The organism is Acinetobacter wuhouensis, assembly GCF_001696605.3.
Classification (GTDB): domain Bacteria; phylum Pseudomonadota; class Gammaproteobacteria; order Pseudomonadales; family Moraxellaceae; genus Acinetobacter; species Acinetobacter wuhouensis.
Genome location: NZ_CP031716.1, coordinates 2,376,911 through 2,399,446, shown reverse-complemented (window position 1 = coordinate 2,399,446; position 22,536 = coordinate 2,376,911). Strand labels below are relative to the sequence as shown.

The following is a 22,536-nucleotide window of genomic DNA, read 5'->3' as shown; positions in this document are numbered from 1 at the left end:
AAAACCTTACTGATGCAGTGAACCATTTTGGACTTAGACAAACCATTGAAAAAATGGGGACTAAGGGAAGTCCAAAGAAGACTTCGCTTAGAATTGGGGGGAATTAATAAGTGCTAATCATCACATCTGCAAAATGTTCAACACCGTCCATGCTTTGAATCACATTTTCTGTAATTTTAACAATGGGCCAAGTAATTAACTGACAGTTATTGCGTTGTAGTGCTTTGTAATAGCTATCTGATTTAAAAAATACTTTGGTTTTTGCTGCAGAATTCGGCATGAGTTGACGTTTTAACCATTGTTCTTGGACTTGTGATTCTAGAAAACGAATAGACAACATAGATTTAACCCGCTGATTAAACAAACGACGGTTTTTAATAATCAGGGGATGTGAAACCAGTTTTTGCACACCTTTTTCAGTCTGAGGCAAGATAAAGGTAGGGGCGATCTGAAATACTTTAACAAATTCAGCTGAATTTAAAATGTGATCTAAATGGGTAACTGTCAATTGATCAGCACCAATAATCGCGACCTTTAATCCTGAAAAGTCCGTCATTTTGATCTCTGATGAAGCGATACATTTACCTTTATAGCATTTAAAAAACTCAGGTAAATTTTGAAAAAAACCTTCGGTTTGGCTCTTTTTCCTGTTGAGCATATTCTTTCCTTTTTTTATTTATGAACAGCGGTTCGTTCCATATTTACTTATATATCCAACTCAGAAATTTTGCTTGAGTTTGTGCAAGCTTGCCAGTCATCCTCAAGCTTTTGGTATTGATGATTGATTTTGAGAAAAATACTTTGAAAGTTTATTTGATTTGATACGAATTCTATCTATCCAAAATATACAAATTGGATTGATAGAATTCGCCATATAATGTGTGATTTATCGTTTTAATTTTAGAGATTATAAAACATCTTCTTTATTTTCAATCTCTTTTGACTCGATGTTTTGAGTGATATGAGGTAATTCTTGAGTATTATGTGTGCGCAAGTATTCTAGGTCTCGAATATTCTTTTGAACAGCAACAGAACCAAATAAGCTCAATAAAAATGCCATGATATAAAAACCCTTTTCGCTTAAAGTCATGGTTGCATTCCATAACCCTAAAGCTAAAAGTACAATGCAAATCGCGACCGAAGCCCAACATAGTCCATAATAAATGGCAGTTACTTGCTGACCTTCTAATTTATCACGAACAATTTTCTGTAATGAAACAGCAGAAAACAAACCATAAAGAATGAGGATGAGATAGTAGCCTTTTTCATTCAACTGAATTTGTGCATTGAATAAGCCAATACAATAAGCTGCAGCTCCTGCAAGTAAGGCAATCCAACTCACAGCAATAAAAGCGGGGGTGGGTTTGTTGATATATTGATTCATGGTTGCCTCTTATTGATTTTCTATAGATTTTTATATGATCTATTATGCTGATTTGAAAAGAGATGGCAATTTATTTCAAGTTGGTCTCTATTGATGAAAAATCATAAAGCGATGTGAATTGTAAAATTATGCTAAAAATTAAATAAATGTGATGCTGTTTTTGTTTTTTGAATTAAAAAAAACCAAAATGAAACATGGCGTCTCATTTTGGTAAAGAGGAAAAGTGACTATGTCTGTATTATTTTTTCAAATCCATCAATAAACTAAAGTTTTCTAAACGCTTTTGTGTGTCATAAATATCGCAAGTAAAAATAAATTCATCGACTTGATATTTTTCTAAAAGCTGTTCAAGACCCGTTTTTACTGTTTTAGGAGAACCAATTTGTGCCATGGCTAAGAAGTTTTGCACTGCCATTTTTTCGGAAACAGACCAACGTCCCTCCATACTGTCCACAGGTGGTTTAAGTTTTAAACTTTGTCCTGTTAATAAGGCTTGAATCCGTTGGTAAACACTGGTCGCTAAATATTGTGCTTCTTCATCGGTTGGTGCCACTACAGTTGGAACGCCCATCGACACAAAGGGTTTGTCCAAATATTGCGATGGTTCAAAATTATCACGATAAAGTTGAATGGCTTGTCCTAGCATTCTTGGCGCAAAGTGTGAGGCAAATGAGTAGGGAAGACCTAATTTTGCTGCAAGCTGCGCGCTAAATAAGCTTGAACCCAATAACCATACAGGGACATGTGTACCTTGTCCTGGTGTGGCTTTAATTCTTTGATTAGGTTGAGCATCAGCAAAATAACTCAGAATTTCTAAAACATCTTGTGGAAATTGATCTTCAGTTTCTTGGCGACCACGTCGAAGTGCTCGCATGGTCATTGGATCTGTACCAGGCGCACGCCCTAGTCCAAGCTCAATACGGTTTGGATAAAGTGTGGCGAGAGTTCCGAACTGTTCAGCGACAACCAAAGGGGCGTGATTAGGTAGCATAATACCACCAGAACCCACACGGATATTTTGTGTATTGGCAAGGATATAGCCCAATAAAACTGCTGTTGCTGAACTGGCAATACCATCCATGTTGTGATGTTCAGCTAACCAGAGTCGGTCATAGCCTAAACGCTCAGCATGCTGCGCAAGTTCTAAGGCATGTTTAAGGGAGAATTCAGCATTTTGATCTTCACGGACAGGCGCAAGTTCAAGTATTGAGAACTTGGTGTTGTTAAACGAATTGTCTGTTGAAACTGACATTTTTAAACTCTTTAATCTATATATCGAAATAATACGATATGAAGTGTGAAATGTATATCGATAATTTTCGATATTTTGTTTCCATGTGTTTAAGTCATTATTATTTTGGTTTTTTTAAATGGTTTTACCGCAGACATGAAAAAAGCACTCGAAAGTGCTTTTGGTATTCCAGAGAAATTAGTCTTTCCAATTTTTCCAACGGTTTTGATTTTTGTACTGACCATAATGGTTGCCGTTGTCTTTACGGTATCCACGATCATTGTAATTATAACTGGTATTGCGGTATCCATAACGACTACGGTCATAGCGGTCATCGTATCGATCATAACGGTTATCATATCTGTCACCGTAACGATCATCATAACGTCGGTCATCGCTGACTTTTTTACCAAGCGAAGCACCACCAGCTGCACCTAGACCTGCACCAATATAACCACCAGTTGATGTACCTGTTACATTACGTCCAACGGTATAACCACCTGCACTACCTAAAGCACCACCGATAATTGCACCATTACGGTCACGTTTATTTGATGCTGCGCCTGCACCGACACCACCACCGATTGCTGACCCGATCATTGCACCTGTTGAGCCACCCATTTGTTGACCAATCGCTGCGCCAACTACGCCACCAAGGGCAGAGGTCAATGCTGTATTGGTTGAGTTACCTGCATGAGCAGTTGAAATCATTGCTGTTGCGATTACCGCTGCACCAAATATTGCTTGTATTTTCATTTCAAACTCCGTGTCGAAGCTTCTTCGAATTATTTAACTTGAGATGATCATATCGAAACATATAGCAATAATTATGGATGCAGATGTAATCAATTTCACAATTTTGTGTCTAGATTGTATTTTTCATCTATGATTTTTATTCATAATTTAAATAAGTCTATAATTCACAATATGTTATTTTAATATTTAAAATGTTTTTATTTTAAATATTAAAAAATAATGTAGATGAGAGTGCAATAGAGAAAATAAAGCTTTATTTCATTGTTATAAAATGGATTTCTCTATGCTATTTTGCTGTAAATAATTCCAAATCATTCAGTGTGGTTATGACTCTCACAGAGCTTGATTGTAGTAAAGGTCTCATTTGTTGTTTGGTGAATTCACGATTTTCTAAAATCAATTAATTTTCGGATGTGTGTAGTAAATAATAGGCATCCAACAATCTAAAAGGTATTCATCATCAAGTGAATTTAACAGCAACTTTTGGTTTTTAAATTTATAATTTTTAAATAGATGAATACATTAAAACGAAAAAAGCACCCAAAGGTGCTTTTCAGATCATCCACGTTTTAGTGGTTATGACGACGATGCTTTTTGTAGTACTTTTTATTGTACTTGCGTTGATCATAATGGCGGTCTTCAGATACTTTTTTACCGAGAACCGAACCACCCGCAGCACCTGCGGCAGCACCAATATAACCACCCGTTGTTCCACCAACATTTTTACCAACGGTATAACCACCAACACCACCTAAACCACCACCAATCGCAGCAGCTGTACGGTCACGACGGTTTGTAGAAACTGCGGCACCACCTGCGCCACCGATTGCTGAACCAATCATTGCACCAGTGTTACCACCCATTTGTTTACCAATTGCTGTACCCGCAACACTACCTAAAGCTGAAGTAGCGGCAATTCGAGTTGAGTTGTCTGCATGAGCGCTCATTGTAAATAATGAAGTTACTGTCAAAGCAGTACTCAATAATAATGTATTTAATTTCATATGTTGCTCCATGTCCTGAATAATCGGACAGCTCTATCTCTCTTTTCGATGAGGTAAATGTAACAAAAATTTTTCCTGGAAATGTGGAGATGATCCTGTTAATTGATAGTGTTTGGTATCTGAATGTATGTTTTCTATTAACAATGTGACTTAAACGGCTAATTTAAAAACAAAAATGAAAATTGAGAAGAAAATGTGGGATATGAATGTGGTTTTATTTGAAATATAAAAGTTAATTTCACAAGTTTGTATTTTCCTGTCGAGATAACAGTGTCATTTAAAAGTCATAGTCGTTAAACTATGCGCAATTTTAGAATTTTCTTAACGACTTTGAAATGCACGGTAGATCAGGCATTGAAGTTGGTTAAGGTTTAGATTGAGAATGTAGTTAAAATGAAAGAATCGTTACGTTTACGATTAGATCAACTTTGTGATCGACATGAAGAGTTAGAAGCATTATTGGCTGATGTAGAAGTTATTTCAGACAATAAGCGTTTCCGTAATTTGTCACGTGAGCATAATGATTTAACTGAAATTACCAATGTTTGGAAGCAATATAAGCAAGCTGAAGAAGACATTGAAACTGCTGAAGTGATGCTGACAGATCCAGATTTCAAAGAAATGGCTGTAGAAGAAATTAAAGAGAATAAAGCTTTATTAGAGCAACTCGAAGCTGAGTTGAATATTCTCATGATTCCGAAAGATCCAAATGATGCCAACTCTGCTTATTTGGAAATCCGTGCAGGAACAGGTGGTGATGAAGCTGCGATTTTCTCAGGTGACTTATACCGTATGTATAGTAAATATGCCGAAACACAAGGTTGGCGTATTGAAATTCTGTCTGAAAATGAAGGCGAACACGGTGGCTATAAAGAAGTCATTTGCCTGATTAATGGTGAAGGCGTCTATGGTCGCTTGAAATTTGAAAGTGGTGCACATCGTGTGCAACGTGTTCCTGCGACTGAATCACAAGGTCGTGTGCATACTTCAGCATGTACTGTGGCGATTCTTCCTGAAATTGATGTTGATACCACGGTTGAAATTAATCCATCAGAACTGCGTATTGATACTTACCGTGCTTCGGGTGCGGGTGGTCAGCACATTAACAAAACAGATTCGGCAGTGCGTATTACCCATATTCCCACAGGTACAGTGGTGGAGTGTCAGGATGAACGTTCACAGCATAAAAACAAAGCCAAAGCGATGGCGCTTTTGGTTTCTCGTTTGGAAAATGCTAAACGTGCTGCTGCCGATGCTGCAACTTCGGAAATGCGCCGTGATCTCGTTGGCTCGGGTGACCGTTCTGAACGTATTCGTACCTATAACTATCCGCAAGGTCGTATGACTGATCACCGTATTAACTTAACTTTATATAAGTTGGATGCGGTGATGGAAGGTGATTTGACAGAATTGTTAGATAGTTTACATCGTGAATATCAAGCGGATCAGCTTGCGATGCTTGCACAGCAAAATGGTGGCTAAGTGAATATTGCACAGGCTTTAGCCTTACGTGGTGAACCTGAAAGCTACGAACGTCAAGAAAATGCATGGTTGCTTGAGCACATTACCAAAATTGATTCTTTTGATTTGGTGATGAAAAAAGAGCAAGAACTGACAGCTGAACAAGAACAGCAATATGTGGATGGTTTGAAACGTATTGCTGAAGGTGAGCCTTTGGCGTATGTCACAGGTTCGCAACCGTTTTGGACGCTTGATTTAACTGTAACCAAAGATACTTTAGTGCCTCGTCCTGATACTGAAATCTTGGTTGAAACAGTATTAAAGATTGAATTGCCTGAAGATTGTCGTGTTGTGGATTTGGGTACGGGTACAGGTGCGATTGCTTTATCATTGGCAAGTGAACGTCCTGAGTGGCAAGTCACTGCGACAGATATTTATGAACCGACTTTAGAAGTGGCTTTGCATAATGCTGAAAAGCATGAGTTGGATCATGTGAAGTTCTTTTTAGGCAGTTGGTTTAAGGCTTTAAATCGTCAATATTTTGATGTGATTGTGTCGAATCCGCCTTATATTGATGCTGAAGATGAGCACATGGCAAATCTTGCGACTGAACCTGAACGTGCTTTGGTGGCAGACAATCATGGCTTGGCGGATATTGAGCATATTATTCAGCAGGGCAAGAAGTGGCTTGCAACTCAAGGTTGGATTGTGCTTGAGCATGGTTATGATCAGGGTGAAGCGGTTCGCAATATTTTTAAGGGTGCGGGTTTTAAGGAAGTTCGTACTGTAAAAGATTATGGTGGGAATGATCGTGTGACTTTGGGGCAGTGGCAGAGTTAGTTTTATTTACAGCCTCAACTTTCCCTCTCTCTAACTCTCTCCCAAAGGGAGAGAGGACTTCTTTCTTAAGTCAAATTACTTTTCACTAATTGAATCGGTTCTAAGAGTTCTTCACCGAGTGAGGAAAGCATTTCTCTTTCAATCAGACGAGTGATTGAATCCAACGGTAAGTCATTGTCTTGTAAACCAAAAGGTTCTTCAAGTTCAGCACTTAAAGCATCCAAGCCTAAAAATAAGTAAGCAATCAAACTGACAATTACAGGTGTCCAAATTCCTAGACTTGATTCCAAACTAAAGGGAAGAATCAGGCAAAAACAATAGACAGTACGATGCAATAAAACTGAATAAGAATAAGGTAATGGAGTACTTAAAATACGGTCACAGCCTGCTTGAATTGCACCTAATTCTACAATGTGGTGATTCAACCCTTGGTAAATAATATCGGAAATTTCACCTGATTTTAGGGATTGTACCAAGGACTTTTGGATTTCTTCTAAAACATATTGTGATGCATTGATATGTGAGGAGAGCGCATTGAATTGCTGTTCATTGAAATTGACTTTATCACGATAATATTCAATAGATTGTTGGCTATTTCTAAGTCGATTACGCAGTAAACCTGTAAATAGCATCACACGATACATCATGATTCTGCGTTCATTATCATTCAAGACATGACTATCACGTGAAATATGACGAGAGGTGGCGATTAAAGCGCCCCAAAGTTTACGTCCTTCCCACCAGCGGTCATAACATGCCGTATTTCTAAAGCTGAGAAATATCGACAAAATAATTCCGAACACAGTAAAACCAATCGCAGGTACAGCAGGAAACGTAAAATAATGCTGTGAGGATAAATACACGATGATCGTTGAGATCAGTACCACTACACTTAAGGCAGGTAATACTTTAGGAAGAATCGTGCCATGCCATGCAAATAGCAGGGCAAAGCTGTTACTTTTATCTCGAATGATCATACTGTTTACCTACATATAACTTTGCCAGTGTTTCATAGACAAAACTATAAATGCAAGTTTCAAATAGGAAAATTAAAAATACGGCTGAGTAAAAGCCGTATTTTTTCATGATTTAGGTTCGCCAGCGTAAAAACCAGTTTTCAATCCATTTCATCAGCGTATCGGTCAATTTGCCCAGTACTGCCAATAAAATGATTGCAATAATCACTATATCTGGTCGGGAGGTTTCACGACCATCACTCAGTAAATAACCTATGCCTTGTGTGGCAGCGATTAATTCAGCAGCGATCATAAACATCCAAGCCAAACTTAAGCTATTTCTTAAACCCACTAAAACTCCTGGTGAAGCAGCAGGGAGTACGATTTGAAAAATAGTTTGTAAATAATTCAAGCGATAGACTTTGGCGACTTCCAGTAATTTTTTATCTACACCATGAATGGCTGAAACGGTATTGGTATAAGTTGGAAAGAAAGCCCCAATCGCAATTAAAGTAATTTTAGAAGCTTCATCAATTCCTAGCCATAACAGTAATAGAGGAATCCATGCAAGACTCGGAATGGATTTGATCGCTGAGAATGTTGGCTCTAAAAATTCTTCAATGTGTTGATTCAAACCCACCGCAATGGCAATAATCAGTCCAAGAGCACTACCCACAAAAAAACCAAAAAAAACTCGCCATGTACTGGTATATACATGCATGAACAAATCGCCATTGACTAGATCTTTAAAAGATTCAAATAAGCTACTCGGTGCTGGAAGAAGATATGGTTCAACCCAACCAGCACGAACAAAATATTCACAGAGTAAAATGAACAAAACTGGGATGGTTATTGCTTTTAACCATTTAATGAGCTTGGCTTTTATAACAACTTTTTTGACAGCCGTAGGTGCAATTGTATTGACTGCTGAAGCCGAAATTTTATTCATTATTTCCCAACAACCTTTTGCGCATATTTACTATCAAATAATTGATCAATTACTTGGTTGACATTGGTGCCTTTGCGGACTAATTCTTCTTCATTCAAAATTGTTCCTGCTTTTTTCAACGCATTTAAATGTTTCGCTGTTGGAATATTCTGATCGAGGTTGGTTCGGCTGAGTTGAAGTTTTGCAACTTCGAGTGGTAATTTTGCTTCACGCGCTAAAAGTTCGGCAAGTTTGTCAGGATTTGCTTTTGCCCATTTACGTGCTTGTTCATAGGCTTTTATGACGGCATCAATAGCTTCAGGACTTTGAGTTGCAAATTGATCTTTTACACTTAAAACACTATAGCTATTAAATGAAATATTACGATAAAGAAGTTTAGCACCTGATTGTAATTGGGCTGAAGCCATAAGTGGGTCAAGACCTGCCCAAGCATCGACTTGTCCACGTTCTAATGCAGTTTTGCCATCTGGGTGCTGTAAATGAACAAGTTGAACATCTCGTTTGTTTAAATTAACTGTTTCAAGTGCTTGAAGCGTGAAAAGGAACGGATCAGTTCCTTTGGTTGCCGCAATTTTCTTCCCTTTTAAATCTTTTAAAGTTTTGATCGTTGAATTTTTAGCAACGACTAATGCTGTCCATTCTGGTTGACTTTGAATATAAACAGTTTTGATTGGGCTTCCATTGGCACGACTTAATACTGCAGCTAGTCCAGCTGTTGAGGCAAAGTCTATACTGCCACTATTTAGATATTCAAGTGAACGGTTACTGCCTTGGCTAAAGACCCATTTGACCTCTGTTTTAGGTAAAGCTTTTTCTAACAGTTTTTGCTCTTTGACGACTAAACTTGTTGGTGCGTAGTAAGCATAGTCAAGTTTTAATGTTGTAGGAATGGCTGCGAATGACGAGGTGACAGTCAAGCTAAGAGTCAGACCTGAAACAAGCGTTGTCAATTTTTTGCCGAAAAATTTCATAAATACTCCATAAAATTCAAAGAGAAAACAGAATAGATATGTATAGTTTTTACGATGTAAGTACAAAAAAGAAAAATAGATAAAGACTTCATGAAAATTGAATTAATTATTATTTTTTAATTAAGTGCTTTATTTTAAATGTAATTTTAATATTTAATTTGTGTAATCTATATTATAGACAATTAAATGAAACACTTATCTAATAATTTTCTTAGTATATTTTTTTGAATATATAAAAAAACGGCATCATAGAGATGCCATTTTTATAAATAAGTGGTTTTTATACAAGATAGTCTTCTAAACAATCCGCAATTTCAATTTGGTCTAGGCTGCCTGTTTCGAGTGTGAGACACAATGCAACGATTTTTGCAGTGTCTGCAAGATTTTCTTTTTGCATTGCTAAACCCGAACGAATTGCATTCAAGCGATCTTGGTTAATATCAAGTGCTTGAGCAAGATCAAGTGGATTATTATTGCTAAAAAAATGCTGCATTGCATTGTCAAAATCTTGATCGGGCGCATTGAGTATGCCATCGATTAATTCATCGAAATGTTCATTTTGAGCAGAAAGTGAATGGATAAAATTTTGAACTAGATTGTGGTCTAGTACATCAATCATCTTAATCATGGTAGTGACCTGAAGGTGATTAAAGGGGAGGAGTTTGACGCAGGAGTGAGCAGAAAGACTGCTCTAAATTGAGTGAAAATTATACCAAATTGGTTTAAAAAGCAATCTTATTCAGACGAACTGTAAATATTTTCTAAAATCATGGAGATGGTTTTCTAAACACAAATATTTTAAAAATCAGCCAATACTTTGTAGATCACGGTAAGCGCCTGGACTAACGCCTACCCATTTTTTAAATGCACGATGGAAAGCACTGACATCCTGAAAATTCAACTGATCACTGATGTCTTGTAAGCTGTCCGTCGATTGTGTGAGCAAATCAATCGCCATGTCACGCCGAATATCATTTTTAAGTTGCTGATAACTCATGCCTTCATTTTTTAAACGGCGTTGAAATGTCGCTTCGGAAATATTAAGTTGTTGTGCAAGTTCACTCAGTTCCAACCATTCACATGGGGTAATTGAAAGCAGTTGTTTTCGAATGATTGAGCTGAGTGCTAGTGGATTTTTAAAACGAATCAGTAAATTTTCAGGGCTATTTTTAATGAATTCATACCATGATTTTTGATCACGTTTAATCTGAATATTTAAATAATTGGCATCAAATTGTAGATAATTTTCATCCGCTTGATAGCTGATTTTTTCACAAAAGCGCACGCGATAATCTTGGTCATCTTGTGGAGGATCACATTTTAATTGCAATTGATTCAGGATAATCCGTTGATCTGCTAACCAACAGATCAGACTATGAATCAGCATGATATAGGTGGCATAGCAAAACATTCTTTTATTTTGTAATTTATTGGTAATGACAATGTATGCATAATTTTCATCAATAATCAGTTTGCTGGAAAAATCATCCAAAATAAAATTGAAATATTGCAGTATTTGTTCAATTGCATTTCTAAGCGTGTCTGTATGCATGACCATTTTAGACAATAATTTATAACAACCACGGCGCATAGGATGACTGTCCATACCGAAAAACTCGTCATCCATCACATTGGCAATTTCAGTCCATAATTTTGCATAGGTCGAAACGGAAATTCGTGCTTTAGGTGCATGAAACAATTCAAGTGGAATTTCTGCTTGATTTAGAATGTGATGAGGATCAAAGCCCTTTTGCGTAGCATCAATCAGCGCTTCTTGTACGAGTGCAATTGAAATGGTGCCTTTATTTTCACTGAATTGTTGATTAATCACGGTCTATTCCATTATCTTGTGATTGATTTTTGCACAGGCAATTTTAAATTGTCCAAATCCATCATACAGGATGCAACTTTTGGAAATTGTACTCAAGCTTGACTATGTTTACTCTGCATCTTAAGTCGAAAAAGTATGATTTGCCATTCAAAGCTTGTGATTCAAAACTCACAATTTGAAACTGCTATTCAAAAAATGTTTAAACAATCAGGAAAATAAAATGAAAATTGAAGGAAAAGTTTTTGTTGTTACAGGTGGTGCTTCAGGTCTTGGCGCTGCAACGGCTACACACCTTGTCGGGCAAGGTGCAAAAGTGATTATGGTCGATATGAACCAAGCACTTGGCGAAGAAATGCAAAAGCGTTTAGGTGAAAAATCTAAATTCGTTCAATTGGATGTGACGGATGAAGTTGCTGTTGAGCAATTCTTCAAAAATGTTGAACAAGATTATGGTCAATTGAATGGTTTGATTAACTGCGCAGGCATTGGACCATCGGCAAAAGTTTTGGGTAAAAATGGTATTCATGCTTTGGCAGATTTCCAAAAAGTCTTAAATATTAATGTTTCAGGCACGTTCAATATGTTGCGCTTTGCTGCTGATGTGATTTCACGTTATGAGCTAAAAGCAGGTGAAGAAGAACGTGGCGTGATTATCAATACAGCCTCTGTCGCGGCTTTTGATGGTCAAATTGGACAAACCGCATATTCAGCTTCAAAAGGTGCGGTGGTTGCAATGACTTTACCATTGGCACGTGAATTGGCACGTGAACATATTCGGGTGATGACGATTGCGCCAGGGATCATGGAAACGCCAATGTTGAAAGCTTTACCGCAAAATGTTCAGGATGCTTTAGGTGCGATGGTGCCATATCCACCACGTTTGGCAAAGCCTGAAGAGTTTGCACATTTGGTTGGGCATATTTGTGAAAATGGCTATTTAAACGGTGAAGTGATCCGTTTAGATGGCGCAATTCGTATGCAACCGAAGTGATTGTAAATTCTTAACGATACCCAATTCACAATGCGAGTTTTATTTTCTTAAAAAGATGAGGCATATCGTTCTGTACGTTTAAATAATTAAACTTTTTATTTTCTTGCAGCAATTCCCCTCATCCTAGCCTTCTCCCAATGGGAGAAGGGACTTCCAATATAAATTTTTATTGTGAGTGAATAAATTTAAGATTTCGAATTATTTTTAGAACAGACTTAAAAATGCAAGTGTGTAAAAACAGAATATTACAGGGATGGATATTTAAATGATTTTAAATGAAGAACAAAAAATGGTTCAGGATATGATGCGAAACTATTCGCAAAATAAATTGAAACCGACTGCTGCTGAACGCGATAAAACTTCGCAATTTCCTGCCCAAGAACTAAAAGAATTAGGTGAATTAGGCGCTCTAGGCATGACCGTGTCTGAACAATGGGGTGGTGCAGGGCTAGATTATATTTCATTGGTGGCTGCGATTGAGGAAATTGCCGCAGGTGATGGTGCGATCTCCACCATTGTCAGTGTACAAAATTCATTGCCATGTGGAATTATTCAAAAATACGGTACAGAACAACAAAAACAAGATTATTTAACAAAACTCGCTACAGGTGAATGGCTTGGTTGTTTCTGCTTAACTGAACCACAAGCTGGTTCTGATGCAGGTGCGTTGTTGTGTAAAGCGGAACGTGATGGTGATTCTTGGGTGATTAATGGCACCAAACAATTTATTACCACAGGACAAAATGCCCAAGTGGCGATTGTATTCGCCATTACTGATAAATCCGCAGGGAAAAAAGGAATTTCCTGTTTTATTGTTCCAACAAATACACTAGGTTATATCGTTTCTCGAATCGAAGACAAAATGGGACAACATTGTTCAGATACGGCAACGATCGTCTTTGAAAACTGCCGAATTCCTGCTGAAAATTTATTGGGTCAAGAAGGTGCAGGCTACAAGATTGCATTGTCCAATTTGGAATCAGGGCGTATCGGTATTGCTTCACAATGTGTCGGTATGGCAAGAGCAGCTTTAGATGCTGCTGTGGAATATGCCAATGAGCGTAAAGCTTTTGGTGTGGAATTGGTTCAACATCAAGCAGTGGCATTCCGTTTAGCAGATATGGCGACTCAGATCGAAGCGGCAAGACAGTTGATTTACCATGCGGCCTGTTTAAAAGATGCAGGACTGCCGTGTTTAAAAGAAGCCTCGATGGCGAAGTTATTTGCTTCGGAAATTGCTGAAAAAGTTTGTTCTGATGCAATACAAATTCATGGTGGTTATGGCTATGTATCTGATTTCCCTGTAGAGCGGATTTATCGTGATGTACGTGTCAGTCAAATTTATGAAGGGGCTTCTGATATTCAGCGCTTGGTGATTGCACGGGAAGTGACGCAGATTTGATTGATTTTATATTTTAATACCATTCATTAAAAGTTAGACAATATAAATAAAAGGTTTACACAGACACGATATACATTGAATGGTTTAAATTGCTTTGCGTAGTCGATGCCTAACTTTTGAAGGATGAGGAATGTATTCCGCAAGGTTACAAAAATCCTTTGTTGGGCGAGGGGTATGTTCTATACCCCTGGCCAACGGCGACATCCATGTCGCCTCACGATAGCATCACCATGTGTAAAGCAATAGGTACAAAAAGAAAAAAGCTAAATTATATGAAGTTAATTTAACAGATTGGTATAAATTCAATGACTAAAATGAAAGGATGAATAGATATTCGTCCTTTTTTATTGTGCAAAAATACTGTGTAAATGAGGTTGTTCAAAAACTGCAACACAATTGAGGTATTTGGAAATTGTGTGCAAATTCTAATCATGATTATCTATAGACATCAGTCAGCGTGTTGAATGATTCAACATTTGAAATAAAAGCTAAAACCTAAATAGCAAAAAGCTAAATGGACATACAAATCGAGATGATTTGTAAAATTGAAACAAGGATATGGACATGAAAACACTAGAACAAGCCTACCAAGAATTTGATTATGAACAATTGATCGAAACGCAATTGTTTGGCAATCCTCAATCCATCAATGCCTATGAAGAATGCTGTGGACGTTATATCGGTTTAAATAAAGTGGCTTTGATTTGGCAGGGTAAAAATGGTGAATCATCTCAGTGGACATTTGAACAATTGGCAGAAGCATCGGCAAAGCTCGCCAATTATTTTCAACAGATCGGCTTGAAAAAAGGTGATTGTATCGCAGGGCTTTTGCCACGGACACCTGAACTATTGATTACGATTTTTGCGACTTGGCGTATTGGTGCAATTTATCAGCCTTTATTTACCGCATTTGAATCGAAAGCCATAGAGCATCGTGTTGAAACTGCGCAAACTCAATTGATCGTGACCAATGAAGAACAACGCCCAAAATTAAATGGTATTCAACTTGCGAATATTCTCACTGTTCATCAACAGGATACTGCGCATAGACTAGATCCTGATTTTTGGACTGAAATAAATCAACAATCATCTGAACAAGCGCCTGTGATGCTGACTTTTGAAGATGATTTTTTAATGATGTTTACCTCAGGTACAACAGGTTTGGCGAAGTCTGTACCTGTACCGTTAAAAGCAGTCTTGGCATTCAAAGAATATATGCGCCATGCAGTTGATTTACGTGAAGAAGATTCTTTTTGGAATCTCGCAGATCCAGGTTGGGCTTATGGTTTGTACTATGGCATCACAGGTCCATTGGGTTTAGGGCATAGTATTATCATGGATGAACGTGCTTTCAGTGTAGACAATGCTTTAGAAATCATTCGTCAATATAAAGTCAGTAATTTGACAGGTTCACCGACTGCATTTCGTATGTTCTTTGGCTTTAAAGAAAAATTTGATGAAACGATTAAATCACATCTACGCGCTGTCAGTAGTGCAGGTGAACCATTAACACCTGAAGTGATTCATTGGTTCAAAAATGATTTAGTCGTCAATATTTACGATCAATATGGACAAACTGAATTAGGCATGGTGATCGGCAATCATCATGCTTTAGAACATCCGATTAAAATTGGTTCGGCAGGATTTGCCAATCCTGGGCACCGTTTCGCCGTGTTGAATCAAAATAATGAAGAAGTAGAACAGGGCGGAATTGGTACGCTTGCAATCGATTTCTCACAATCACCACTCACATGGTTTAAGGGCTATGGTGGTAATAATCGTAAATCATTTGTTGGAAATTATTATTTAACAGGGGATACGGTTCGCTTTAATGAACTTGGTGGGGTTGATTTTATTGGTCGTGCCGATGATGTCATTACAACGTCAGGTTATCGTGTTGGACCGTTTGATGTCGAAAGTACTTTATTGGAATGTGCAGAAGTTCTTGAATCGGCAGTCATTGGTAAGCCTGATCCTGAACGGACTGAAATTGTGAAAGCATTCGTGGTATTGAAACCGCAATATACAGCTTCGGATGAGCTTAATCACAAATTACAGGATTATGTCCGCTCTCGTTTATCGAAACATTCTTATCCACGTGAGATTGAATTTGTGGAGAGTTTGCCAAAAACCTCAAGCGGGAAAATTCAACGTAATTTATTAAAACAACAAGAAATTGCCAAGATGCAAGGGATTCAACAGGTGAGTTAATTCTTAAGAAAAATATTTTACAGTTCCATGCTTTGCACCCGAAAGGGTGCTTTTTTTTAAATAAAGTCTAGAAAGCTTTAAGTATTTAAAACATAAAAAATGCCTTAGCGAACTAAGGCATTTTGAGTATTTTATTGAAGATTTTCAATATTACGCCATGCTTGGACGTTCTTCTGGGCGCATATCAAACAACAGAATCTCAGCTTGATCACCACCACTGAAACTCAGTGTGCCACCCTCACGAATACGTGCAGCATCACCAGTGTTGAACAGTTGACCATTGACCATCAGGCTGCCTTTGGCGACATGTAAGTAAACATAACGATCTTCAGGAATGGTGAATTCAGCGCTTTCATCACCATTGAACAAGCCTGCATAGATACGAATATCTTGTTTGACCGCAATGGTTTTGTCACCGCCTTGTTCAGAAATCATCAAATGCAATTTGCCACGTTTGTCTTCAGGGGCAATATTGATTTGTTGATAGCCTGGTGTGGTATTAACTTTATTCGGCACAATCCAGATTTGTAAAAAGTGAACATTTTCCTGTGCTGAATGGTTAAATTCACTGTGCGCAACACCACTGCCTGCGCTCATTAATTGAATGTCACCAGGGATAATTACAGAACCTGTACCCATCGAGTCTTTGTGTTCAAGCGCACCTTCGAGTACATAGGAAATAATTTCCATGTTACGGTGAGGGTGGGTGCCAAAACCTTTGGATGGCACTACAGTATCATCATTGATCACCAACAGATCAGAGAAACCGACTTGTTTTGGATCCCAGTAATCTGCAAATGAAAAACTGTGTTTTGACTGTAACCAACCGTGATGTGCTGCACCACGTTCTTGAGATAGACGCATATCAAACATTGTAATTCTCCGTAATTTAATTTTTAACCATGAATAAATCATAGCGGAGAAGCTCTATTGAATAAGCGCTGAAAATGAAAAGCTAAGTATGATTTTTAGAACGCTGAAAGTGCGTAACAGAACGTTGTTTATGTAGAGGTATATGTTTCGCTTCAATAAGAACTTAGCAGTTTTAGTGCTATGACCAGCTTTTAGACTATTCCAGGTATAAGTGAATTTATATGCGATCCTTTTTAGTTGCCTTATGCTTAAACTGGTTGTTAGGTTTAAATTACAGCAAACTGAATTCAATAAAATGAAGAAAGATTCCTAAATATTTATCAAAGTAGGAATCTTTCGTATTGATTATTGAATATTTTCTAATTTAAAAAAATTAGAACTTATAAGTTGCACCTACAAATACTTTTTGACGTTCTACTAAATAGGCATCAGATCCATTTGAAAGCTTTTTATCCAGTAAATTAATAAAACCACCACGAATCGTAAGATTATCATTCACTTTATAATTGCTTGCTAAATTTACAATGGTATGTGGTTTTTGCATGGTTGAGGTTGTAGTCTTTTCAGTTAAATACTGTTTACCGAGGTATTGTGCTGATAAATCAATATTTAAGGGATCAATAGGTTGCCAATTTAATGATGAATTGATGGTTAATTTTGACGTAGTAAGTAATGTAGTACCTGTATCCTCATTTTTAGCTTTTAAGAAGTAGGTTGCGTTGTTGTTCCATTTTAAATTGTCTAAAATTGGGAAATTTGCAACCATTTCTAAGCCACGTGTTACAGCGCTTTGAATATTTTCATTACGTGTGAACCAAACACCGTTTCTAACACCTAAAGGGGAATATGCAATTTTGTTTTTAAAATCTGTATGGAAGAATGTCAAACCTAGATCTGTCCCAAAACCAGTATAATTGACACCTATTTCGTAATTTGTACTTTCTTCAGGTTTTAGATTAGGGTTACCTGTCATATAACATCCACCACTAATATAGGTTAGATCTTTGCCTGTAGCCATATCTTTCCAAACTTGACCTTTTAAGCCGTTACATCCATTACCCCCAGACTGTGTTGCAGCTCCAGGCGTTGATTCTTTGACAGTTGGAGCACGAAAACCTTTTGCAACCCCACCCTTAATCACTAAGTCATCTGTGGCGCTAAAAACTAAATAACCGCGTGGGCTATGATGCGTACCATATTTATCATCATGATCTAAACGATCACCCACGGTCAATTTTAAATTGTCTAAAAGGCTGATGTTATTTTCAAGAAATAAAGCCCAACTTTTATTGTCTACTTTAGGATTTGTATAACTTTGACCATCCCAACTTCCTCCTGGTAGAGTTCCGATGGTGTCAGTATTTGTGAGCTCTTGTTTCTTCCATTGACCACCCAAAGTTAATACCTGATCAAATACGGCTTCAAAAGGCATGGTTAAATTGCCTTCAACGATGAGTTCATTAGATTTTGTTATAGAGTCTGCAATACTTGAATCATAATCATTGTAATAAGCACTTAATTTCGACTTACCAATATTCCATTCACCATCATGCGAAATACTCACTGAGTTATGCTCCAACTCTGTTGCACCCCAGCTAGTGGCAACTTCAGCACCTGTGGTTGGATTAATTCTAGAACCTTTTTCATTTTTTTGAATGCTATGCCCAGCTTCAAAACTTAATGAGTGCTGATCAGACGGCTTATAATGTAGCATTGCATTATAGTTTTGATCTTGGGAACCTGTTGTTCCACTTCCTGCAAGGTATTTTTTATCAGCTTCGCGTTCTGTTAAACCGGCAGTAAGTCGTAAACCTAAAGTATCCGTTAAAGGGCCTGCAGCCATTATACTTGTTTGTAGAGATGTTCCTAAATCTGAAGATGTAGTTGGTTGAGTGTAGTTAAGCGTTGCATTTCCGCCCCATTTATTTGGAATTTTCTTCGTGATGATATTGATAACACCACCCATTGCATCTGAACCATAGAGCGATGACATAGGGCCACGTACAACTTCAATTCTTTCGATCATGTCTGGTGTAATCCAGTTTAAATCTTGACGACCTAAATCAGGACGATAATTTGTATCACGTGAAGACCCGATACGTTTGCCATCGACTAAGATCAAAGTGTAATTTTCTGGTAAACCACGTAATTTAATTTTTGATCCTTCACCCGATGGGCTTATACCACCAGTTACGCCCGGAACTTTACTTAACAATTCTGCAATGCTACCTACAGGTTGTTTTTCAATATCTTCACTCGTAATGACACTGATACTTGCAGGTGCTTCTTTAATATCAACAGCTTCACTACTTGCAGTAACAACAATAGTTTGTAGTTGAGCTGTTTTATCTTGTGTTTCAGCAGAATAAGTTGAAAACGACATCGCGGTTAAAATAGAAAGTGAAAGTGTTTTCAGTATCAATTGTTTATTCATGTTAATACACCACTTAATTTGGGGGGGATTGTGAAGGAAGTGTTGCGTATTGTATTTGCTTGTAATCGCTAATGAAAACAATAATGATAATTAATATCATTAAGATATGCACAATTGTATAGTAATAATGGTCGTTACTTAGTTTTTGGGGGAGTTATTAGGGGAAGGGAATAGAATTAAGTTATTAATATATAATAAATTTTTAAGTATTTTTTGTATTTATAGCGTCGTATTACTTTGATTTTAAATCTGCATTGATAGTTCGAGCGGCTTCCTACGGCTTATGACAGTATCTAGTTTTGGGTGAGTTGTTTCATGGTTATTGATTGATTTTATTAAAAACCATGTAAATAGTATGTGTATGAGGTTTGGTTTATTATAGGCGTGTCATTTTTTACATTATTCGCTATTTAGTGGTTTCCATAGGCTAAAGCCAGTTTCTCTACAACAGATAATAAAAAACCTCATAAATCATTGATCTACGAGGTTTAATATGGTGGGCCCGCCCAGACTTGAACTGGGGACCAACGGATTATGAGTCCGCTGCTCTAACCAACTGAGCTACAGGCCCTGTAAATACTGCTATTGCAAGTATTTTCGTTGAAGAATACTAGCGAAAATAAAATTGAATTACAAGAACTTTAACAAGTACTTAAATTTAATGGATAAATTTTAAACATTGTTTAGGGGGGAGATATTAAATTATTGATGATCATCAGTACTTTGGGCAATTACATTGAGTGATTGATTGGCTTGTTTACGTTTATCTAAATAAATATCAAATGCGCTCCAAGCACATATGATCAAAAATACTGAAACAATAACAACAAATAATGTAATAAGCATGCTGCAATCCTTTTGCGCATTTTCGAATTTTGAGCTTGTGGCTCATTAAGACTAAAGTCTATATGATTCATCGAAATCTGAATATATTTATTTGATTAATTTTAATACAAAAAATCACTTATACCATTGTTTTTTATTATGAATGTTGGATTTTTTATATGCGGTAATTATCATAAATTTTAGATTGAAAAAACTATTTCACATTTTAAGTAAATTTACTTTTTACTCATTGGAGAATATAGATAACAAAATAAATATACAAATGTAAAAAAATAATCAGAATAGAGATTGTTTTTTTTAGTTTTTACTCTGACAATTTGCGTATTACGATTTTATGACATCAGGTTTCTATGAAAAAGTTGTTAGGAGAGCTTACTTTTAAGCTATCGGGTTGGTCATACGAAGTTGATCCAAGTGTATTAGAAAAAAAACAAGTTATTATTGGTTTTGAACATACTTCAATGATGGATGCTGTCCTTTCACTTGCTATTTTCCAAATATACGATATAAAAATTCATACTTTAATTAAAAAAGAACTATTTAAAGGTCCAATGAAACCTATTTTAGAAAAAATAGGGGGCATTCCAGTAGATCGTAAATCAAACAAAGATATTGTTTCGCAAATGGTTGAGCATTTTCAAAATAATGATGAGTTCAATTTGGTGATTGCGCCTGAAGCAACTCGCGCAGAACGAGGTCAAGCGCGTAAACCGATTCGTACCGGCTTCTGGCATATTGCCAAAGCAGCTGGTGTTCCGATTGTTTTGATGTATGCAAACTCTAAAACAAAGCAGGGTGGGATTTTTGGAAAGATCTATCCAACAGACTTAGATCAAGATTTGGCGGAAATCAAGCGCTTATATAAAGAGCATACAGGCTTGGATATTGTGATTCCTGAACAAAAAAATACTTAATTTTTTCTAAATCTAAAAAATAAGCCCTTTTTCAAAAAAAAGCGCTTATGGTAGAATTGCAAAAAATTTGATATGGCATAAGGCCAATCTACAGGAGCATATTTCGCATGGCGGGTCATTCCAAGTGGGCTAACACAAAGCATCGTAAAGCAAAACAAGATGCGAGCCGCGCTAAAGTATTCACAAAATTTATTCGTGAAATCGTAACAGCAGCTCGTTTAGGTGGTGGTGATGTTGCATCTAACCCACGTTTACGTGCTGTTGTTGAAAAAGCATTGGTCGCAAATATGACACGCGATACCATCAACCGTGCAGTTCAGCGTGGTGTTGGTGGTGAAGAAAATGCTGACTTGAAAGAAGTCACTTATGAAGGTTATGGCGTTGGTGGTGTAGCTGTGATTGTGGAAACAATGACAGATAACTTAAACCGTACTGTTCCAGATGTTCGTCACTGTTTCTCTAAAACTGATGGTAATTTAGGTACTGCAGGTTCAGTGGCTTATATGTTTACGAAACGTGGTGAAATTTCTTTTGAAGATGTATCTTTAGAAGATAAAATCATGGAAATCGCTTTGGAAGCAGGTGCAGAAGACATCGAAGTGGATGAAGAAGAGATCTTAGTCATCACAACTCCTGAAGCATTTGGTGATGTACAAGATGCTTTAACAGCAGCGGGTTTAAAATCTGACAATGCAGAAGTGACGATGAACCCTTCAACTAAAGCATTGATTTCTGATATTGATCAAGCGAAAAAAATCGTAAAAATGATTGATATGTTTGAAGATTTAGACGATGTACAAAACGTTTATACCAACGTTGAATTCACTGACGAAGTAATGGCTGAATTAGATGCGATGTAAGTTAACTTACTCAAATTAAAAAACCTCGAATTAAAAAAACGCACCTCAGAGTGCGTTTTTTATTTTTCATTATTATTAAAACTTAAAATCGTGCACATTAGTTCAATTAAACTCTATTCAACAAACCAGTGCAGTTAAATACTTGTTTATATTCTTTAATCACAAAACTAGAGTGGAGTGCAACGACATGATCAATTTTCCCAATTCTTTTCAGTAAAATTTCACTATAATTTTCCATGTCTTTGGCAATCACTTCGACCAAGAAATCTGCTGTTTGTCCTGTCACTAAAAACGCATTAATGACTTCAGGAATATTTTCCAGTTCTTCTAAGAACTTTGCAAAGGTATCAGTATCGTGTTTACTGAGTGAGATTTGTAAAATTACATGCAGTTTAAAACCTAATTTTTGAAAATTAATATCACGTTTTAAATTGGTCATAATATCGGTTTCAATCAGGTGTTTGATCCGACGATGTACAGAACTAACCGATAGGTTGATACGCTCTGACAGCTCGTTTAGGTTGATATCTTCATGGGTTAAAATTTCAAGAATTTGTTTGTCGTAGCGGTCAAGTTCCATGATTGTCTTCCAAATGGAAATATTTTCTCCTTAAATGTATCT

At 36.9% G+C, this 22,536-nt stretch carries 21 protein-coding genes and 1 tRNA gene; 7 read left to right on the top strand and 15 right to left on the bottom strand.

Features of this window, described 5'->3' with window-relative positions:
- Nucleotides 1-103 precede the first annotated feature (103 nt).
- From BEN71_RS12220 to BEN71_RS12200, 5 genes are all read right to left on the bottom strand, one after another.
- Nucleotides 104-658: an NAD(P)/FAD-dependent oxidoreductase gene (locus tag BEN71_RS12220; protein WP_068976205.1), complete on the bottom strand. Its 555-nt coding sequence runs from the start codon at nt 656-658 to the stop codon at nt 104-106.
- A gap of 249 nt (nt 659-907) precedes the next feature.
- Nucleotides 908-1,384 carry an inner membrane protein YiaA gene (gene yiaA / locus BEN71_RS12215; RefSeq protein WP_068976204.1) on the bottom strand — a complete coding sequence of 159 codons (477 nt, stop codon included), beginning with the start codon at nt 1,382-1,384 and terminating at the stop codon, nt 908-910.
- Nucleotides 1,385-1,622: 238 nt separating this feature from the next.
- Entirely contained in the window at nt 1,623-2,636 is a 1,014-nt protein-coding gene (locus tag BEN71_RS12210; protein ID WP_068976203.1) for an LLM class flavin-dependent oxidoreductase, read from the bottom strand.
- Between the two features lie 177 nt (nt 2,637-2,813).
- Nucleotides 2,814-3,371 carry a glycine zipper domain-containing protein gene (locus BEN71_RS12205; protein ID WP_068976202.1) on the bottom strand — a complete coding sequence of 186 codons (558 nt, stop codon included), beginning with the start codon at nt 3,369-3,371 and terminating at the stop codon, nt 2,814-2,816.
- A 569-nt stretch (nt 3,372-3,940) separates the two neighbouring features.
- Entirely contained in the window at nt 3,941-4,375 is a 435-nt protein-coding gene (locus tag BEN71_RS12200) for a hypothetical protein (RefSeq protein ID WP_068976201.1), read from the bottom strand.
- Between the two features lie 393 nt (nt 4,376-4,768).
- Between BEN71_RS12200 and prfA the strand changes: the two genes are divergently transcribed.
- Together prfA and prmC are read left to right on the top strand one after the other, a co-directional pair.
- The gene (prfA, locus tag BEN71_RS12195; protein ID WP_068976200.1) at nt 4,769-5,857 is read left to right on the top strand and encodes a peptide chain release factor 1; all 1,089 of its coding nucleotides are present in this window, start codon (nt 4,769-4,771) and stop codon (nt 5,855-5,857) included.
- Complete coding sequence (gene prmC, locus BEN71_RS12190) at nt 5,858-6,676, top strand: peptide chain release factor N(5)-glutamine methyltransferase (RefSeq protein WP_068976199.1); 819 nt, start codon at nt 5,858-5,860, stop codon at nt 6,674-6,676. It abuts the gene before it with no gap.
- Between the two features lie 65 nt (nt 6,677-6,741).
- Here prmC and BEN71_RS12185 read toward each other — a convergent pair whose 3' ends face one another.
- The 5 genes from BEN71_RS12185 to BEN71_RS12165 form a co-directional block, all read right to left on the bottom strand.
- The gene (locus tag BEN71_RS12185) at nt 6,742-7,653 is read right to left on the bottom strand and encodes a bestrophin family protein (RefSeq protein ID WP_068976198.1); all 912 of its coding nucleotides are present in this window, start codon (nt 7,651-7,653) and stop codon (nt 6,742-6,744) included.
- A 112-nt stretch (nt 7,654-7,765) separates the two neighbouring features.
- Nucleotides 7,766-8,581 carry an ABC transporter permease gene (locus BEN71_RS12180; protein WP_068976197.1) on the bottom strand — a complete coding sequence of 272 codons (816 nt, stop codon included), beginning with the start codon at nt 8,579-8,581 and terminating at the stop codon, nt 7,766-7,768.
- Complete coding sequence (locus BEN71_RS12175; protein WP_068976196.1) at nt 8,581-9,552, bottom strand: aliphatic sulfonate ABC transporter substrate-binding protein; 972 nt, start codon at nt 9,550-9,552, stop codon at nt 8,581-8,583. Before BEN71_RS12175 ends, BEN71_RS12180 begins: the two co-directional genes overlap by 1 nt.
- A 280-nt stretch (nt 9,553-9,832) precedes the next feature.
- Entirely contained in the window at nt 9,833-10,180 is a 348-nt protein-coding gene (locus BEN71_RS12170) for a hypothetical protein (RefSeq protein WP_068976195.1), read from the bottom strand.
- Nucleotides 10,181-10,357: 177 nt separating this feature from the next.
- Entirely contained in the window at nt 10,358-11,383 is a 1,026-nt protein-coding gene (locus tag BEN71_RS12165) for an AraC family transcriptional regulator (protein WP_068976194.1), read from the bottom strand.
- Nucleotides 11,384-11,603: 220 nt separating this feature from the next.
- On the opposite strand from BEN71_RS12165, the gene BEN71_RS12160 reads away from it, so the two are divergent.
- The 3 genes from BEN71_RS12160 to BEN71_RS12150 all read left to right on the top strand — a co-directional run bounded on the left by BEN71_RS12160 (nt 11,604) and on the right by BEN71_RS12150 (nt 15,987).
- Nucleotides 11,604-12,374, top strand: a complete 771-nt coding sequence (locus BEN71_RS12160; RefSeq protein WP_068976193.1) for a 3-hydroxyacyl-CoA dehydrogenase — start codon at nt 11,604-11,606, stop codon at nt 12,372-12,374.
- Nucleotides 12,375-12,639: 265 nt separating this feature from the next.
- Nucleotides 12,640-13,776, top strand: coding sequence for an acyl-CoA dehydrogenase family protein (locus BEN71_RS12155; protein ID WP_068976192.1), 1,137 nt, complete (start codon nt 12,640-12,642; stop codon nt 13,774-13,776).
- 564 nt (nt 13,777-14,340) lie between these two features.
- On the top strand, nt 14,341-15,987 hold the full coding sequence (locus tag BEN71_RS12150) for an AMP-binding protein (protein ID WP_068976191.1): 1,647 nt from the start codon (nt 14,341-14,343) through the stop codon (nt 15,985-15,987).
- 150 nt (nt 15,988-16,137) lie between these two features.
- Here the strand turns inward: BEN71_RS12150 and BEN71_RS12145 are convergent, their stop codons facing one another.
- From BEN71_RS12145 to BEN71_RS19145, 4 genes are all read right to left on the bottom strand, one after another.
- Nucleotides 16,138-16,860, bottom strand: a complete 723-nt coding sequence (locus BEN71_RS12145) for a pirin family protein (RefSeq protein ID WP_068976190.1) — start codon at nt 16,858-16,860, stop codon at nt 16,138-16,140.
- A 373-nt stretch (nt 16,861-17,233) separates the two neighbouring features.
- Nucleotides 17,234-19,294 carry a TonB-dependent receptor domain-containing protein gene (locus tag BEN71_RS12140; RefSeq protein WP_068976189.1) on the bottom strand — a complete coding sequence of 687 codons (2,061 nt, stop codon included), beginning with the start codon at nt 19,292-19,294 and terminating at the stop codon, nt 17,234-17,236.
- Between the two features lie 494 nt (nt 19,295-19,788).
- A tRNA-Ile gene (locus BEN71_RS12135) sits at nt 19,789-19,865 on the bottom strand.
- Nucleotides 19,866-19,996: 131 nt separating this feature from the next.
- Entirely contained in the window at nt 19,997-20,140 is a 144-nt protein-coding gene (locus tag BEN71_RS19145) for a hypothetical protein (protein ID WP_161553511.1), read from the bottom strand.
- Between the two features lie 350 nt (nt 20,141-20,490).
- Between BEN71_RS19145 and BEN71_RS12130 the strand changes: the two genes are divergently transcribed.
- Together BEN71_RS12130 and BEN71_RS12125 are read left to right on the top strand one after the other, a co-directional pair.
- Entirely contained in the window at nt 20,491-21,054 is a 564-nt protein-coding gene (locus BEN71_RS12130) for a 1-acyl-sn-glycerol-3-phosphate acyltransferase (protein ID WP_068976188.1), read from the top strand.
- A gap of 107 nt (nt 21,055-21,161) precedes the next feature.
- On the top strand, nt 21,162-21,914 hold the full coding sequence (locus BEN71_RS12125; RefSeq protein WP_068976187.1) for a YebC/PmpR family DNA-binding transcriptional regulator: 753 nt from the start codon (nt 21,162-21,164) through the stop codon (nt 21,912-21,914).
- Nucleotides 21,915-22,020: 106 nt separating this feature from the next.
- Here the strand turns inward: BEN71_RS12125 and BEN71_RS12120 are convergent, their stop codons facing one another.
- Nucleotides 22,021-22,494 carry an Lrp/AsnC family transcriptional regulator gene (locus BEN71_RS12120; RefSeq protein ID WP_068976186.1) on the bottom strand — a complete coding sequence of 158 codons (474 nt, stop codon included), beginning with the start codon at nt 22,492-22,494 and terminating at the stop codon, nt 22,021-22,023.
- Nucleotides 22,495-22,536: the final 42 nt, after the last annotated feature.